12 protein-coding genes and 4 pseudogenes are annotated in these 16,930 nt (G+C 69.1%); 9 read left to right on the forward strand and 7 right to left on the reverse strand.

The annotated features are described in order from the left end of the window. Window positions 1-46 precede the first annotated feature (46 nt). Both QQK29_RS13985 and QQK29_RS13990 read left to right on the forward strand, forming a co-directional pair. Complete coding sequence (locus QQK29_RS13985) at window positions 47-343, forward strand: hypothetical protein (RefSeq protein WP_284301159.1); 297 nt, start codon at window positions 47-49, stop codon at window positions 341-343. Between the two features lie 15 nt (window positions 344-358). Continuing rightward, window positions 359-1,114 (forward strand): alkaline phosphatase family protein, encoded by a 756-nt coding sequence (locus QQK29_RS13990; RefSeq protein WP_284301160.1) that lies wholly within the window; start codon window positions 359-361, stop codon window positions 1,112-1,114. 12 nt (window positions 1,115-1,126) lie between these two features. Here QQK29_RS13990 and QQK29_RS18120 read toward each other — a convergent pair whose 3' ends face one another. Both QQK29_RS18120 and sepH read right to left on the reverse strand, forming a co-directional pair. Next, the gene (locus tag QQK29_RS18120; RefSeq protein ID WP_348533875.1) at window positions 1,127-1,498 is read right to left on the reverse strand and encodes a hypothetical protein; all 372 of its coding nucleotides are present in this window, start codon (window positions 1,496-1,498) and stop codon (window positions 1,127-1,129) included. Further along, a complete protein-coding gene (sepH, locus tag QQK29_RS18125) occupies window positions 1,495-2,163 on the reverse strand; it encodes a septation protein SepH (protein WP_348533876.1) in 669 nt (222 codons plus the stop codon). Before sepH ends, QQK29_RS18120 begins: the two co-directional genes overlap by 4 nt. A 205-nt stretch (window positions 2,164-2,368) precedes the next feature. Between sepH and QQK29_RS14000 the strand changes: the two genes are divergently transcribed. Further along, window positions 2,369-2,659, forward strand: a complete 291-nt coding sequence (locus QQK29_RS14000; RefSeq protein WP_258797013.1) for a DUF4193 domain-containing protein — start codon at window positions 2,369-2,371, stop codon at window positions 2,657-2,659. A gap of 46 nt (window positions 2,660-2,705) precedes the next feature. Here the strand turns inward: QQK29_RS14000 and QQK29_RS14010 are convergent. Continuing rightward, a pseudogene (locus QQK29_RS14010) lies at window positions 2,706-3,121 on the reverse strand (DUF3093 domain-containing protein). A gap of 35 nt (window positions 3,122-3,156) precedes the next feature. Here QQK29_RS14010 and dut point away from each other — a divergent pair. The 6 genes and pseudogenes from dut to QQK29_RS14040 all read left to right on the forward strand — a co-directional run bounded on the left by dut (window position 3,157) and on the right by QQK29_RS14040 (window position 11,576). Next, window positions 3,157-3,627: a dUTP diphosphatase gene (dut, locus tag QQK29_RS14015; RefSeq protein WP_431308704.1), complete on the forward strand. Its 471-nt coding sequence runs from the start codon at window positions 3,157-3,159 to the stop codon at window positions 3,625-3,627. After that, window positions 3,624-4,235 carry a DUF3710 domain-containing protein gene (locus tag QQK29_RS14020; protein ID WP_284301165.1) on the forward strand — a complete coding sequence of 204 codons (612 nt, stop codon included), beginning with the start codon at window positions 3,624-3,626 and terminating at the stop codon, window positions 4,233-4,235. Before dut ends, QQK29_RS14020 begins: the two co-directional genes overlap by 4 nt. A 151-nt stretch (window positions 4,236-4,386) precedes the next feature. Next, window positions 4,387-4,977 carry a DUF3159 domain-containing protein gene (locus QQK29_RS14025; protein ID WP_284301167.1) on the forward strand — a complete coding sequence of 197 codons (591 nt, stop codon included), beginning with the start codon at window positions 4,387-4,389 and terminating at the stop codon, window positions 4,975-4,977. Between the two features lie 130 nt (window positions 4,978-5,107). Beyond that, window positions 5,108-7,943 (forward strand): annotated as a pseudogene (gene acnA / locus QQK29_RS14030) (aconitate hydratase AcnA). An 89-nt stretch (window positions 7,944-8,032) separates the two neighbouring features. Then, window positions 8,033-9,972: pseudogene (dxs, locus tag QQK29_RS14035) on the forward strand (1-deoxy-D-xylulose-5-phosphate synthase). A gap of 107 nt (window positions 9,973-10,079) precedes the next feature. Continuing rightward, entirely contained in the window at window positions 10,080-11,576 is a 1,497-nt protein-coding gene (locus tag QQK29_RS14040; RefSeq protein ID WP_284301169.1) for a DHA2 family efflux MFS transporter permease subunit, read from the forward strand. Here the strand turns inward: QQK29_RS14040 and QQK29_RS14045 are convergent. The 4 genes and pseudogenes from QQK29_RS14045 to QQK29_RS14065 all read right to left on the reverse strand — a co-directional run bounded on the left by QQK29_RS14045 (window position 11,539) and on the right by QQK29_RS14065 (window position 16,928). Continuing rightward, window positions 11,539-12,717 carry a helix-turn-helix transcriptional regulator gene (locus tag QQK29_RS14045; RefSeq protein ID WP_284301171.1) on the reverse strand — a complete coding sequence of 393 codons (1,179 nt, stop codon included), beginning with the start codon at window positions 12,715-12,717 and terminating at the stop codon, window positions 11,539-11,541. The two genes, QQK29_RS14040 and QQK29_RS14045, sit on opposite strands and share 38 nt — an antisense overlap. Continuing rightward, window positions 12,648-14,404 (reverse strand): annotated as a pseudogene (locus QQK29_RS14050) (ATP-binding protein). Before QQK29_RS14050 ends, QQK29_RS14045 begins: the two are co-directional and overlap by 70 nt. A 77-nt stretch (window positions 14,405-14,481) precedes the next feature. After that, on the reverse strand, window positions 14,482-14,685 hold the full coding sequence (locus QQK29_RS14060) for a hypothetical protein (protein ID WP_284301179.1): 204 nt from the start codon (window positions 14,683-14,685) through the stop codon (window positions 14,482-14,484). Between the two features lie 86 nt (window positions 14,686-14,771). Continuing rightward, a complete protein-coding gene (locus tag QQK29_RS14065; RefSeq protein WP_284301182.1) occupies window positions 14,772-16,928 on the reverse strand; it encodes a 3-hydroxyacyl-CoA dehydrogenase NAD-binding domain-containing protein in 2,157 nt (718 codons plus the stop codon). Window positions 16,929-16,930: the final 2 nt, after the last annotated feature.

The raw sequence follows: 16,930 nt of genomic DNA on the forward strand, positions 1-16,930 counted from the left end.
CATGCTACCGGCGGCGAAAACGCATCAGCGGAGCCTCGCGGACGTCGTGCCGAATTGTCTCGACGCGATCGCCGGGCGAGCCGGGCGGATGGGGCTGCCACCGGTCGAGAAGGCTGTCGTGTTCGTGGTCGACGGCCTGGGGCACGGCCCGCTCACCACGCATGCGGGCCATGCACGCACCCTGGCTCGGCGCCTGCCGCACGATCCCGCGATCGGCGCCGGCTTCCCGACCACGACCGTCGCCGCTCTCGCGACCCTGACGACGGGGAGCCCGCCGGACGGCACGGGCTCGTCGGCTATCGCGTCTACGATCCGGGCAACGATCGCGTCGTCAATCAGCTGAGCGGCTGGGAGGGGCTTGATCCCGCGGTTTGGCAGCGAATGCCGACGCTGTTCGAGCGCGCCGCGGCCGAGGGGTGCGCTCGGTGGCGATCGCACATCCGCGGTACGCCGAGTCGGAGTTCACACGCGCCGTTCTGCGCGGAGCCCGATTCGCGGGCGCAGCGGATGCCGACAGCCGCACCGCGGCGCTGCGGGGGCGTTCGAGGAGACGGGCCCCGCGCTCATCTACTCCTACGTGCCGGATCTGGATGTCGCGGGCCACGCGAAGGGCATCGCGTCGAGCGAGTGGGTCGAGGCCCTCGAGGCTCTCGATGCAGAGATCGCGGGTGTCATCGCCTTGCTCGGCGCGAGGCACGGGCTCGTGCTGACGGCAGACCACGGCATGGTCGACGTGCCCGAGCACGCGCACCGCATCGTGGCGCCCGCCCTGCTCGACGGCGTGCGTCACATCGCGGGGGAGCCGCGCTGCCTGCAGCTGCACCTGGACCCCGGGGTCGCCGTCGACGCGGTGGCCGAGCGGTGGCGTGCGAGCGAGGGGAAGCGCGCGTGGATCGCGACGCGCGAGGAGGCGATCGCTGCCGGCTGGTTCGGCGACGTCGACGCCGAGGTGCTGCCCCGCATCGGCGAGGTGCTTGTCGCGGCGCGCGCAGATCACGCCTACTACACCGATCCCGACGATCGGGCGCGCGGCATGATCGGCCAGCACGGTTCGCTCACCGCCGCCGAGACCGCGGTCCCCTTGCTGCGTTTCGGAGCCTTCGCCGCGGGATGAGCGGCGGATGAGCTACTCGTCGTCGCTGCGTGCGCCGAAGACGATCTCGTCCCAACTCGGCATCGAGGCACGACCGCGCCGTTTGCCGAGCGGACCGGTGGCGCCGGAGGATCCGGACGCCTTCGCGGTCGGGGCGGAGGTGAAGTTGGCAGGAACCGGCTCGTCGGGCACCCCATCGAGCGGCACGTCGACGAGCTTCACGACACCTGTCGAGGGATGCGACGCGAGCCCGGGATCCACATCGTCGAGCTCGAGCGGCTCGCGCTCGCCCCGTCGGCGCCGCAGCGCTTCGAGCAGATCGGCGGTGTGGTGCGTTCCGCTGGGCTCGTCCGTGGCGGGCGGACGGCCGCCGAACTCGAGCTGGGTGAACTCGACCGGGGTCACCGTGCTTCCGTCGCCCTCGGGTTCGACGGCGAAGGCGCCCGAATCGAAGCGGGCGTCCTCGCGCTCGTCGAGGGGCACGGCGCGCAGGCGCGGGATGAGGCTCGGGGAAGCTCGCCCTGTTGCGAGAGCTGCACGGCCTCCTGGTTGAGGGGCTGCAGCGACTGCTTCTTGGGCTCGAAGCCCCACCGGGCGTCGCGAGCGATCTCAGCGGCGGTGAAGGTGAGCTTGACGATCCAGCCGCCGCCCTGCTCCTTCCAGCTCGCCCAGCGCTCGCCCGTGGCGCCGGCCTCGGCAAGGCGTTCTCGGATCACGGAACCGAACGTGGCTCCCGACGCGAGCGGGTCGGTCTCGACGGCGATGTGCACGGGCACGTTGAGGGCCGACTCGACGACGTACTCGCGCTCGGCGAGCACGGGGCCCTCGAAGCGCTTGATGTACTCGAGCGAGGCGCCCGTCACGCGTGCCACGTCCTCGGCCGTCATCCCCGCCCGGATCTGAGCCTGGATCTCGCGCGGAGCGAGGCGGCGCAGGGGTCCCGGGTCGGGCATCGAGGCGCGCAGCCGGGACTGCACGGTCTCGTCGACCTCGACGCGGTACTGGGCACCGTCGTCCGAGGCGACCAGGAGCGAACCGTTCTCGACTCCGATGACCTTGAGCTCTTGCATGCGGAACGACCTCCAGCCGTCATGATTCGAGGTCAGGATGCCACGGACAGCGCCCGGAACCCGGGAATAACGCGGGCGCGCCGCGAGTTGCACTGGCAGCGGTGATCAGGCTTCCTGAGAGCGGCCTGGGAGGGTTTGCGCTTGCGACCTCGATGATGCAGACTGACGCCGCTTCACACGCACACAGCGATGGAAATGGATGGGAATGGCTACCGATTACGACGCCCCTCGGAAGACCGACGACGACACTGAGTCGATCCAGGCCCTCCAGGAGCGTGTGCCCGACAAGCTGTCGGGCGTGGTCGACGTGGATGACGCCGACAACCCGGGTTTCGAGCTCGCCGGCCAGGATCTGTCCGACCTCGACCTGGATGTGGTCGTGCTGCCTCCGCAGGAGGACGAGTTCACCTGTGTGAGCTGCTTCCTCGTGAAGCATCAGTCGCAGTTCGACCACAAGACCGACCTCGGGCCGATCTGCATCGAGTGCGCGGCCTGAGGCTGATCCTCCGCTGATCGAGTAGCCCGCATAGCGGGCGTGGACATCAGTCGGCCGCACCCGCGATCGCCGCGGCCAGCTCGTCTGCCCGCCGGCTGGAGATGATCCAGTACGGCGTCGGATCCTGCGGATCGTCGAGCTCCACGCGCACGACGTCGGGGATCCAGCCGCGGATCAGCAGCCACGCGTCGGCGTGCAGCCGGACGCCGCGTTCCTGCACGGCATCCGCACCGTGCGCGGCACGCACACCCCCACGACCGCGAGCGGCAGTCGGGCGCGCCCGGCACGCAGCTCGCCGTCGGCGACCTCGACGGTCGGGGTGGTCACGAGGAGCGTCGCGACGATGAGGCCGTACAGCACGACGGCCACGATCCACCCGGCGGTCGTCGAGATCGGCAGGAATACGAGCAGCGACGCGGGGATCACGAGCGCGGTCGCGAGAAAGATCCAGGGGCCGGCCACAGCCGTTCGCGGTAGGTCATCGGGTCCATTCGACCATGGACTACCCTCGTGGAGTGACCGAGTCCGTCGAGGTACTGCTGCGCGCCGATGTGGCGCCCGCCTACGCGCACCCCGGCGACGCCGGTGCCGACCTCGTGTCGACCGACGACATCGTGCTGGCTCCCGGCCAGCGCGCGACAGTCGGCACGGGCGTCGCGATCGCTCTGCCCGATGGATACGTCGCCTTCGTGGTGCCCCGCAGCGGCCTCGCCGCCAAACACGGCATCACGATCGTCAACAGCCCGGGCACCGTCGACGCGGGCTACCGCGGCGAGATACGAGTGACCCTGCTCAACACCGACGCCCGCGAGAGCTACAGCATCTCGGCGGGCGACCGCATCGCACAGCTCATCGTGATGCCGGTGAGCCGAGCCCGCTTCATCCCGGTCGAGCGCCTTCCCGGCTCCGACCGCGGCGAGGGCGGCTTCGGCTCCACCGGCTACTCGACCCGAGGAGGAACCCCATGAGCGACGCGCCTCACGACGACGCTCCCATCGATCACCCCAAGTCGGCCCCCGACGACCGCGAGACCAATGGTCCGCTCGACGTCGCCGAAGCCAACAGCGTGCGCCCGTACGTCGACCTCGGCGGAGTGAAGATCCTGCCGCGACCCGACCTCGCACTCCGGCTGGAGATCGAGGAGGGCAGCAAGCGCGTCGTCGCCGTCGCCCTCGACTACGCGGAGTCGACCCTGCAGGTTCAGCCCTTCGCGGCGCCGCGCACGAGCGGCCTGTGGCACGAGATCCGTGAGCAGATCGTCGAGCAGATCTCCCGCCAGGGCGGGTCGACCCAGGCGGTCGACGGGCCGTTCGGGCCGGAATTGCGCGCCGAGATCCCGGCGCCCGCCGGCAACGCACCCGGCGTGCGGATCGCGCGCTTCATCGGCGTCGACGGCCCCCGTTGGTTCCTGCGCGGCGTCATCAGCGGAAAGGGCGCCGTCGACCCGGGCGCCGCGGCCCAGGTCGAGGACCTCTTCCGCAGCATCGTCGTGGTGCGCGGCACCACTCCGATGCCGCCCCGCGACCTGATCCCGCTCACGGTTCCCGCGAACGTGCAGCCGGGCGCGCAGACCTGATGGGTCGCGAGCCCGACGACCTCGAGCAGCCCATCGAGCCCGAGGAGACCGCGCCGTCGTTCTCGGATGCGGTCGCCGCGGCGGCCCGCCGATCGGGGCTCGGGCATGTGAAGCCGGGGAGGCGCCCTCCGCCGCGGCGCTGCTGGCGGCCGTGGGCGGCATCCGGGGCCTCGTGGAGTCGATCCTGCCCCCGCTGCTCTTCCTCGTGGTCTACACGATCACGCAGCAGCTCGTGCCCTCGGTGCTCGCACCGCTCGCGATCGCCGTCGTCTTCATCGTCGTGCGCATCGCCGCGCGACAGCCCGTCATGACGGCCGTCGTGGGCGCCCTCGGCGTGGGAGTGTCGGCCGGGCTCGCCCTGCTGAGCGGGCGGGCATCCGACAACTTCCTTCCCGGGCTCATCATCAACGTCGTGCTGCTCGTCGCGATGCTCGTGAGCCTTGCCGTGCGTCGACCGCTCATCGGCGTGATGGTGGGGCTGTTGACGGGAGACTCCGCGTGGCGCGCGGACCCGGCGAAGGTGCGCGTCGCCGTGATCGCGACCATGCTCTGGGCGGCGCTCCCCGCGCTCCGCTTGGCCGTCGAGGTGCCGTTGTATCTCGCCGATGACGCGGCCGGCTTGGCCACCGTCAAGCTGCTTCTCGGCATCCCGCCCTACGCGATCGTGCTCTGGGTGACGTGGCTGCTCATCCGTAGCGCCTGGACCGGCGCGTCGGAGGCGGGGCCCGCGGAAACCGCGTAAGGTATCTTGATATCGAGATAAATCGACCGGCCCGCGCAGTCGCGACAGGCTTAGGCTTGCCTTGCTGGAATGCGTCCGTGTCGGCCGTCAGGATGCTGGAGACGCATCCGCATCAACGCCTGAGGAGACGATCGTGTCGAGCATCAACAGCTTTTCCGCCCGAGACACCCTGAAGGTCGGCGGTACCGACTACGAGATCTTCCGCCTCGATGCGGTCGCCGGATACGAGAAGCTCCCATTCAGCCTCAAGGTGCTGCTCGAGAACCTGCTGCGCACCGAGGACGGCGCCAACGTGACGAAGGCGCAGATCGAGGCGCTCGGCTCCTGGAATCCGGATGGCGAGCCCGACACCGAGATCCAGTTCACCCCGGCGCGCGTCATCATGCAGGACTTCACAGGCGTGCCCTGCATCGTCGACCTCGCCACGATGCGCGAGGCCGTCACCGCTCTCGGCGGTGACCCCGACAAGATCAACCCGCTCTCGCCCGCCGAGATGGTCATCGACCACTCCGTGATCGCCGACCTCTTCGGCACCGAGAACGCCCTCGAGCGCAACGTCGAGATCGAGTACCAGCGCAACGGTGAGCGCTACCAGTTCCTGCGTTGGGGCCAGACCGCCTTCGACGACTTCAAGGTCGTGCCCCCGGGCACCGGCATCGTGCACCAGGTCAACATCGAGCACCTGGCCAAGGTCGTCTACGACCGCACCAACGACGGCGTGCTGCAGGCGTACCCCGACACGTGCGTCGGCACCGACTCGCACACGACGATGGTGAACGGTCTCGGCGTGCTCGGCTGGGGCGTCGGCGGAATCGAGGCCGAGGCCGCGATGCTCGGTCAGCCGGTCTCGATGCTCATCCCGCGCGTCGTCGGTTTCAAGCTCACCGGCGACATCCCCGCGGGCGTCACGGCGACGGATGTCGTGCTCACGATCACCGACATGCTGCGCCAGCACGGCGTGGTCGGCAAGTTCGTGGAGTTCTACGGCGCGGGTGTCGCATCCGTGCCCCTGGCCAACCGCGCGACGATCGGCAACATGAGCCCGGAGTTCGGCTCGACCGCCGCCATCTTCCCGATCGACGGCGTCACGCTCGACTACCTGCGCCTCACCGGGCGCGACGAGCAGGCTGTGGCACTCGTCGAGGCGTACGCCAAGCAGCAGGGTCTCTGGCACGACCCCGCGCGGGAGCCCGTGTACAGCGAGTACATGGAGCTCGACCTCGGCACCGTCGTGCCGTCGATCGCCGGCCCCAAGCGCCCCCAGGATCGCATCCTGCTCTCGCAGGCGAAGGAGCAGTTCGAGACCGACATCCTCAACTACGCCGCTCCGACGACGAGCAACGACATCGTCGATCTCGAGTCGAAGCACTCCTTCCCGGCGTCCGATCCCGGATCGGTTCCCGGTGACGAGGAGCAGGACACCCGGGCCGTGCACATCAACAGCGGCGGCCCGAAGAACGCGTCGAAGCCGGTTCCGGTCACGACGCCCGACGGCACGCGCTACATCCTCGACAACGGCGCGGTGACGCTCGCGGCGATCACCTCGTGCACCAACACCTCGAACCCCTCGGTCATGGTCGCCGCCGGCCTGCTCGCCAAGAAGGCGCTCGAGAAGGGCCTGACCCGCAAGCCGTGGGTCAAGACCACGCTCGCACCGGGCTCCAAGGTCGTCACCGACTACTACGAGAAGTCCGGTCTCGACAAGGCACTCGAGGGCCTGGACTTCTACACGGTCGGATACGGCTGCACGGTGTGCATCGGCAACTCCGGTCCGCTCATCGACGAGGTCTCCGCTGCGGTCAACGAGCACGACCTCGCGGTGACGGCTGTGCTCTCGGGCAACCGCAACTTCGAGGGACGCATCAGCCCCGACGTCAAGATGAACTACCTCGCGTCGCCGCCGCTCGTGGTCGCCTACGCCCTGGCCGGATCGATGCACTTCGATTTCGAGACCGACCCGCTCGGCCGCGACCAGGACGGCAACGACATCTTCCTCAAGGACATCTGGCCTTCGTCCGACGAGGTGCAGGAGGTCATCGACTCCTCGATCTCGCGTGAGCAGTTCATCAAGCAGTACGCCACCGTCTTCGACGGCGACGACCGCTGGCGCAATCTGCCCACCCCCACCGGCCCGATCTTCGAGTGGGACGACGAGTCGACCTACGTGCGGAAGCCCCGTACTTCGACGGCATGACGATGGAGCTCACGCCGGTCACCGACATCACCGGTGCCCGCGTGATGGCGGCGCTCGGCGACTCGGTCACGACCGACCACATCAGCCCCGCGGGCAACATCAAGTCGGGCACGCCCGCGGCGCAGTACCTGGAGGCGCACGGCGTCGAGCGCAAGGACTTCAACTCCTTCGGCTCGCGACGCGGCAACCACGAGGTCATGATCCGCGGAACCTTCGCCAACATCCGGCTCAAGAACCAGCTCGTGGCGGCGGTCAACGACGGTCAGGTGGTCGAGGGCGGGTACACCCGCGACTTCACTCAGCCGGGCGGCCCGCAGGCCTTCATCTACGACGCGTGCATGAACTACCAGGCGGCGGGCATCCCGCTCGTCGTGTTCGGTGGCAAGGAGTACGGCTCGGGCTCGTCGCGTGACTGGGCGGCCAAGGGCACCTCGCTGCTGGGCGTCAAGGCGGTCATCACCGAGAGCTTCGAGCGCATCCACCGCTCGAACCTCATCGGGATGGGTGTCGTCCCCCTGCAGTTCCCCGAGGGGAGAGCTGGGAGTCGCTCGGCCTCGACGGAACCGAGATCGTGTCGATCACGGGCCTCGAGGCGCTCAACGACGGTGTCACACCGAAGACGGTGCGCGTCACCGCCGAGCCGAGCGAGTTCTCGCCCGAGGGCAAGCAGACGGTCGAGTTCGACGCGGTCGTGCGCATCGACACCCCCGGTGAGGCGGACTACTACCGCAACGGCGGCATCCTGCAGTACGTGCTGCGCAGTCTTGTCTGAGAGCACGACAGAAGGCCGGCGTAGCGCACGCGAGCGGGCACCGCAGATCGGAACCTGGAGTTCAGGATGTGCGGCGTAGGGTCGTGGGTATGACGTTGCTCGAGTCGATTCACGGTCCGCGCGACCTCGATCGGCTGAGTCGTGACGAGCTGGCGCAGCTCGCGGGGAGATCCGTGAGTTCCTGGTGCGCGAGGTCTCCAAGACCGGCGGGCACCTCGGGCCGAACCTGGGCGTCGTCGAGTTGTCGATCGCGCTGCACCGCGTCTTCGACTCGCCGCGTGACGCGATCGTGTTCGACACCGGTCACCAGAGCTACGTGCACAAGCTGCTCACCGGCCGACAGGACTTCTCGGCCCTGCGTTCGCGGGGCGGGCTCGCCGGTTACCCCCAGCGTGCGGAGTCGGAGCACGACATCGTCGAGAGCTCGCACGCCTCGAGTTCGCTCAGTTGGGCCGACGGCATCTCGCGCGCCTTCGCGATGACGGGACAAGAGGACCGCCACGTCGTGGCGGTGGTCGGTGACGGCGCGCTCACGGGCGGCATGACGTGGGAGGCGCTCAACAACATCTCCGACGACAACTCGCGTCGTCTCGTGCTCATTGTCAACGACAACGGACGCTCCTACGCGCCCACGATCGGCGGCATGGCGCGCTTCCTCAACACGGTGCGCACGCGGCGGGCCTACCGCTCGCTCTACTTCTCGAGTCGTCGCTTCTTCGACCGGCTGGGTTCGCCCGGGCGAGCCTTCTATCGAGGGATGCGCGGCGCCATCCACGGGTTCCTCTCGCGGTTCACCAACAACCAGGGGCTGTACTCCAACCTCGATATCAAGTACCTCGGCCCCGTCGACGGGCACGACCTGCGCTCGCTCGAGGAGGCGCTGCGGCAGGCGAAGGACTACGACGCGCCCGTGATCGTGCACGTCATCACGCAGAAGGGGCGCGGCTATGAGCCGGCCCTCGCCGATGTCGCCGACCAGTTCCACGCCGTCGGGCAGATCGACCCCGAGACCGGCGAAGCGCTCGATCACCCGAGCAAGCCGTCCTGGACCGCGGTGTTCGCCGACGAGATGCTCGAGCTCGCGACGCACAATCCGCGGCTCGTCGGCATCACGGCGGCGATGTTGCGACCGACGGGTCTGCATCGCTTCGCCGAGCGCTTCCCCGAGCGGGTGTTCGACGTGGGTATCGCCGAGCAGCACGCGGTCACAAGTGCCGCCGGGCTGGCGTTCGGCGGTCTGCATCCGGTGGTGGCGATGTACGCGACCTTTGTCAACCGCGCCTTCGACCAGGTGCTCATGGACGTCGCCCTGCACCGCGCGGGTGTGACCTTCGTGCTCGATCGTGCCGGGGTCACCGGCCCCGACGGGCCGAGTCATCACGGCATGTGGGATCTGTCGATCCTGCAGGTCGTGCCGGGCATCCGCATCGCGGCCCCGCGTGACGCGACACGCTTGCGCGAAGAGCTCGGCGAAGCGGTCGCGGTCGATGACGGGCCCACCGTGGTGCGCTTCTCGAAGGGCAGCGTCGGCAACGAGTTCGATGCGGTCCGCCGCACCGACGACGGCGTCGACGTGCTGCGGGAGGCCGCCCACCGCGACGTGCTGCTGGTCGCCGTGGGGCCGATGGCGGCCGTCGCCATGCGCGTCGCCGAGCGACTCGCAGCGCAGGGAATCGGAGCGACGGTCGTGGACCCGCGCTGGGTGATCCCGGTTCCGACGAGCATCATCGAGCTCGCACGCGAGCACCGCCTGCTCGTCTCGATCGAGGACGGCGTGCGGGTCGGCGGCGTCGGCACCCGCATCCGTCAAGACCTGCGCGCCGCGGGCGTCGACACCGCGGTCGAGGAGCTCGGCCTCGCCGACGAGTTCATCGACCACGCCACGCGCGACGAGATCCTCGAGGATGCGGGTCTCACCGACCAGCGGATCGCGCGCGACATCGTTTCCCAGGTGCTCGGCACCCGCATTCCGGTGGCACGACCACTTCCCGAGGACGCACGGGAATACGACATCGAGCGGGGTCGTTAGCGTTACTCGCCGGTGCGGCGATGTCAGTCGCTTCCGCTAATGTTGACGCTGTCCACATGACTGGACATCGGGCTCATCCGCCCACCACCACCCCCAACGGAGGAAACGTGACGAATCACGCCGTCGAGACGCCGCCCACGAGCGCACACCTCGACCCCACGATCGCACGACGCAACCGCGTCGCGATCGTGCTCCTGCTCGCCGCTGTGTTCGTGGTCTTCCTGAACGAGACCACCATGAACGTCGCGATCCCCGAGATCATGGGGGACCTGCGCATCACCCCGAGTCAGGGGCAGTGGCTGACCACCGCCTTCGCGCTGACGATGGCGGTCGTCATCCCGATCACAGGCTTCCTGCTCGAGCGCCTCAACACCCGCCCGGTGTTCATCACCGCGATGTCGCTCTTCACGCTCGGCACCTTGATCGCGGCGACCGCGCCCGTGTTCGGAGTGCTCATCCTGGGGCGCGTCGTGCAGGCGACCGGTACCGCGATCATGATGCCGCTGCTTATGACCACGGTGCTGACGCTCGTGCCGCTCTCGGATCGCGGGCGGATCATGGGGCGCATCTCGATCGTGATGTCCGTGGCGCCGGCGATCGGGCCCGCCGTATCGGGTCTCATCCTGGAACTCGCGCCCTGGCGCGGTCTCTTCTGGGTGATGCTGCCGATCTCGGCGCTCATGCTGCTCATCGGAATCGCCCGGGTGCCCAACGTCTCGGAGCCGCGCAAGGTGCCGCTGGATGTCGCCTCCGTCATCCTGTCGGCGTTCGGGTTCAGCGGCGTCGTCTTCGGCCTCAGCAACCTCGGCCTCTCGGCCGAGGGCAAGGCGATGCTGCCGTCGTGGATCCCGCTCGTGATCGGCGGAATCGCGCTCGCGCTGTTCATCTGGCGTCAGCTCGTGCTGCAGCGCCGTAACCAGGCTCTGCTCGACCTGCGCACGTTCCGCGCGCGCAGCTTCACGGTGTCGATCCTGTTCCTGGTGATCCTCATGGCGGTGCTCTTCGGCGTCGTCATCCTGCTGCCGATCTACCTCGAACAGGGGCTCGGCATCAACACCCTGACGATCGGGCTCACACTGCTGCCGGGTGGTCTGCTCATGGGACTGCTCGGGCCGATCGTCGGGCGCGTGTACGACCGCTTCGGCCCGGCGCCGCTCGTGATCCCCGGCTCGTTCATCATGAGCGCCGCGATCTGGGCGATGACGCTGTTCACCTCGAACACCGAGCTCTGGTACGTGCTGACGACGCACGTCGTGCTGAGCCTCGGGCTCGGATTGCTCTTCACGCCCGTCTTCACGACGGCGACGAACGCGCTGCCGCGGCACCTGTACTCGCATGGGTCGGCGACGATCGGAACGATCCAGCAGGTCGCGGGAGCGGCCGGCACCGCGGCGTTCATCGCGTTGCTCGCCGTCGGCACCGCGGCATCCGGGGCCACGAACGCCGAGGTGGCCACGCCGGACCAGCTGATCGGCGGCCTGCACCTCGCGTTCCTCGGCGGAGCATTCCTCTCGCTGCTGGCCGTGGTCGCGGCGTTCTTCGTGCGGCGGCCGGTGGCTCCCGAGATCAGCGACGAGGAGCTCGAGGCTCCGTCGATGCATTGAGCACGTGGCGTGCGGCCTCCGTCCGGGAGGCCGCACCCAGCTTGCGCAGCACCGCGGACACGTGCACCGAGACCGTCTTGCGGCTGATGTAGAGCTGCTCGGCGATCTGTCCGTTGCTGAGGCCCTCGGCGATGAGATCGAGCACCTGCTGCTCGCGTGGTGTGAGTTCCACCTCGGATCGCGCATGAGCGCTGCGGGGCGCGAGTCCCGCATCCGCTTCGAGTGCATCGCACCAGGCCACGATGAGCTGGGCTCCGATGCCCGCCGCGTCGCCACGCAGTCGTTCGAGAGTCTCTGCGGCGCCGACGCGGTCACCGGTGCGCACCTGCGCGCGCGCGAGCCCGTGGCGGAGCTGGAGGCGCATGAGCGCCATCCCCGCGGGCGATTCGGCCGCCTCGATCGCCCGCCGCCACAACTCCACGTCGTCGCCGGCACCGCTCGGCCCGCCGACCTCTGCCGCGGTGAAGGCCGTCCACATCTCCCGTGTCGGCCACGCATCGCGCTCGATGATGCCGGCGAGTCGTTCGAGATGTTCCGCACCGAGGCCCGGATCCGCTGCTCGTTCGCGACACCGGGCCACGATGCGCGCCACGACAGGTGCGATGGGAAGCTCCCAGGGCGCCGAGGCGAGCCGCTCACGCTCGAGCAGCTGCCCGGCCCACGCCCAGGCGGTGTCGAGGTCGTCGAGCGCAAGGAAGAGCTCGGCGGCGTCGAGGGCGAGACCGGCCGCGACCTGGTCCTCGAAGTCGGCGATCTGCCGCATGGATCCCTGCCAGCGTTCGAAGAGAGCGCGCGCGCCCGCGGGGTCGCCGCGCCAGAGCACCGAGCGCATGCGGGCCCGGCGCAGATAGACACGGAAGACGACGGGCGGATCCAGCTCCAGCGAGTCCTCGATGAGGGCGTCGGCCCTGTCCCACTCGCCGAGTGCGAAGAGCGGGTCGACCGTGTTGAGCGCGAGGATCGCACCCGAGGTGCGCGCGACTCCCGACGCCTCGGCGATCCGGATGCCATCCAGGGCCACCTGCATCGACTCGGCATGCCGCCCCAGCAGGTGCAGCGAGTCGGAGTAGTTCACGTGATACCGCAGCAGGGGATCGCGATCGTCGCCGGCTTCGCGCAGGGCGAGCGCATAGTCGACCATGCCTTCGTCGATGCGGCCGAGGTGCACGAGGGTTCCCGCCCGGATGTTCGCGGCGATCGATCGGGTGCGCGATGCATCCGGGGGAGCCAGGCGGATCGCCTCGGTGGCCGCCTCGATCGCCTGATCCGACATGCCGGAGACCATGAACTTGCTCGCGGCTTCGGCGAGGAGCCCGGCGCGCAGGGCCGGCTCTTCCCCTCGGGCAGCAGCGCGAGCGCCTCCTCGAGCACGGCGAGTGCGTCGGCGTGACCGTCGAAGGCGAGCATGAGCCCCTTGTTGCGCAGCAACCGCGCTCGGCGGATGGGATCGTCGGGGTCGGCTTCGGCGAGGGCTTGGTCAATCGTCGCGAGGGCACGCCCCATCTCGCCGGCTCCCCGCCAGGACCGCGCCACGCTGTCGAGCAACTCCACGTGCGGCATCCCGGCGGTGGCGTCGGGATCTCTGACGCGATGCCAGAGGCCGAGCGCACGTTCGCCGAGTTGCGCCGCGCTCGCGTAGGCGAACGCCGAGCGGCTGAGTCGCATGCCCTCGACCGAGGTGCGGAAGGCCTGCTCGAGGTCGTGCGCCTCGAGCCAGTGCGCAGACACCAGCACCGATCGCGCGGCGAGTCCGCTCGGGTCGGTCGGTCGGCGCTCCAGGGCCTGGGCGTAGCGTGCGTGCACCTCGGCGCTCTCGCCGGGGAGCAGCTCATCTGCGACGGCCTCTCGCACGAGGGCGTGACGGAAGTCGTAGCCGCGACCGGCGACGACGATGACGCCGGCGTCGATGCCTTCCCGGAGTGCGGCATCGAGGTCGTCCGTCGGCTGGACGACCTCGGCGAGGATCGCGTGATCCACACGGCCGCCTCCCGCCGCGAGGGCGCGCACGATGCGTTGCGTCTCGCGGCTGAGGTCTTCGTAGCGCGCGAGCAGCAGTTCCCGCAGGGTCGCGGGCACCGTGCGCTCATCGCTCCAGTCGGCGAGCTCTTCGACGAAGAACGGCACCCCCTCGCTGCGTTCGAACACCGCGCGCGAGCGCTCGGCACTTGCTTCCACGCCGATGAGGCCCGTGAGCTGCGTGCGTACCTGGACGGGATCGAGCCTGTCCAGCAGGACCCGCGAGACCCGCCGATTGCGTTCGAGTTCGGCGAGTACGCCCCGGAGCGGGTGGCCACGCCCGACGTCGTCGCTGCGATAGCTGATGACCACCAGGAGGCGTCCGGTGCGCAGCATCCGGGCGAGGAAGCGCACGACGTCGAGCGTCGCCGGATCTGCCCAGTGCAGATCCTCGACGACGACGACGATGTCGCGGTGCGCCGAGAGGCTCTCCAGGATCGTCGTCACCACCTCGTCCAGCCGCTCGACGCCGAGACGCTCGTCGCGCTCCGCGGGTGTGCGGGCCTCCACGAGTCCGCGCAGGGTGGCCGCGCCCCTGCGGCGGCCGCGAACACGGCCTCGGTGCCCACGGCATCCACGAGATCACGCAACACGCCGATGAGGGGCGCATAGGGCACGCCGACCGTGCCGAATTCCACGCACTGGCCGCGTGCCACGACAGTGGATGCGTCGAGGCCGGCGCACAGTTCGTCGATCAGTCGGGACTTGCCGATACCCGCCTCGCCGCCGACGACCATGACCCGGGGCACCCCCGATGAGGCCTCGGTTGCGGCTGCGGTGAGCTCGCGCAGCTCCGCCTCCCGGCCCACCATCGGTGAGGTCGTCTGGATGCGCACGATCCCATCGTGCCACCCGCGACCGACGGGGCGCGTCGGAGGGGCGAGTTCACTCAGCGGGTCACCGGTTGTGCGCCCAGCGCGCGGCGATGCCGCAGGCGGGACAGGAGGTTCCCGCCCGCGACATCGCCGCGCGCTGGGCTGTCATTCTCGAGCGTCCGACGTTCACGGGCCATGCGTGCGCGCTCGGCAGCACGGGCGAACTCGGCCTCTCGGTCATCGGCGATCCAGCTGCGGTAGCTGCTTCCCAGTTCCATGTCTCCAGCGTCGTGAATGAGGTAGGCCGTCCGGATCGGGAGATCTCCCTATTTCCGGACGGCCCATGCCTCAGACGCGGAGACGGCTACCTCACCCCGCGGATGGGCGGGTGGTGAAAGGTGTCGCCGAAAGCCTTCTCGCTCGCTCCGACGCGGTCGAGGTAGGGCGTCGCGCCACCCATCTGGAAGGGCCAGCCGGCACCGAGGATCATGCAGAGATCGATATCCTCGGGGCCCGCCACGACGCCGTCCTCGAGCATCCGATGGATCTCGTCGGCGAGGCCCACCTGGAGCCGCTCGCGCAACTGCTCCGGGGTGAGCGCCACGGCATCCGCGGGGCGGTGCCTCTTCACGATCTCGATGGCCTTCTTGTCATAGCCCTTGATCTTGCCCTTGGCGTCCTTCTCGAAGATCGCGCCATGCTCGGCGAGTTCGTGCAACGCCGGGCTGTCGAAGAAGCGATCGGGGAACGCCGTGTGGTGGGTATCGAGCACGTGCGCGCCCACCTTGAGCCCCACGAGATCGAGCAGCATGAACGGATCCATCGGCAGCCCGAACGGGCGGGCTGCCTCCACCACATCTTCGAACGAGGCTCCCTGCTCGACGGCGTGCATCGCCTCGCCGAGCACCTTGGCGAGCACGCGATTGACGACGAAGCCAGGCGTGTCGGTTGTGATGACGGCGTTCTTACGCAGCTTCGCGGCCGTGACCATGGCGGTCGACAGGGCCACGTCCGTGGTCTGCGGCGTCTTCACGACCTCGATGAGCGGCATGACCGCGACGGGGTTGAAGAAGTGGAAACCGACGAGTCGCTCGGGGTTCTTCAGTTTCGCGCCGATCTGCTCGACCGAGAGCGAGGAGGTGTTGGTGGCGAGGATCGCCTCCGGCGGGATGTGCTGCTCGACCTCGGCGAACACCGCCTGCTTGACGCCGAGCTCCTCGAAGACCGCCTCGATGACCCAGTCGCAGTCGGCGAAGTCGGCCTTGTCGGTGGTTCCGGTCACGAGCGCCTTGAGGCGATTCGCCTCGTCGGAGACGATGCGGCCCTTGGTGAGCAGCTCATCGATCTCGCCGTGAATGGTCGCAACGCCCTTGTCGACACGCGCCTGGTCGAGGTCGGTGATGACGACGGGCACCTGCAGGCGACGCACGAACAACAGCGCGAACTGGGTGGCCATGAGGCCCGCCCCGATTACGCCGACCTTGGTGACCTTCTGCGCGAGCTCCTTGTCAGGGGCACCCGCGGGCTTCTTCGCGCGCTTCTGCACGAGGTTGAAGGCGTAGATGGATGCGCGGAACTGGTCGCCCGAGATGAGCTCGGCAAGGGCCTGGTCCTCGGCGAGGAACCCCGACTTCTTGTCGGTGTTCTTGGCCGCCTTCAGCAGCTCGAGTGCCTTGTACGGGCTCTTCGCGACCTCGCCGATACGGCTCTTGAGCGTCTTCTCGGCGATCCCGATCGCGACGTCCCACTTGGCGAGCCGCTCGAGTTTCCCCGGCTCGTGGGGACGCTTGACGTTGACCTTGCCGGTGAGCACGCCGTCGGCCCAGCGGAGCGAGTCCTCGAGGAAGTTCGCGGGCCCGAACATGGCGTCCGCGATGCCGAGATCGAAGGCCTGCGGGCCCTTGAGCATCCGGTTGTTCTTGAGCGGGTTCGAGATCACGACCTCGAGTGCGTTCTCGATGCCGATGAGGTTCGGCAGCAGCCACGCACCGCCCCAGCCGGGGATGATGCCGAGGAACACCTCGGGAAGCGCGAGCGCGGGCACCGAGGAGTCGATCGTGCGGTAGTCGGCGTTGAGAGCGATCTCGACGCCGCCGCCGAGAGCGAGCCCGTTGATGAACACGAAGCTCGGAACCCCGAGCTCGCCGAGCTTGCCGAGCGTCCGGTGGCCGAGTTGGGCCATGAGCACACCGGTCTCGTGGTCCTCGATCTCGCCGACCTTCGACAGATCCGCGCCGGCGGCCAGGATGAACTGCTTGCCGGTGACGGCGACGCCGTCGATCTCGCCCGCCTTGCCGCGGGCGGCGAGCTCGTCGAGTCGCTCGCCCAGTTCGAGCAGTGTGGCGGGGCCGAGCGTGTTGGGGCGGGTGTGGTCGCGACCGTTGTCGAGCGTGATGAGCGCGAGCGTCTTGCCGCTCGGGAGGCGCACGTCGCGTACGTAGGAGTGCGTCACGACCTCGTCGGGGTCGAGCGCGACGAGCTTGCCGAAATCGGACGCGCTGTAGTCGGGCAGCTTGCTCATGC

It is taken from the genome of Homoserinibacter gongjuensis, assembly GCF_030161875.1.
GTDB classification, from domain to species: domain Bacteria; phylum Actinomycetota; class Actinomycetes; order Actinomycetales; family Microbacteriaceae; genus Homoserinibacter; species Homoserinibacter gongjuensis.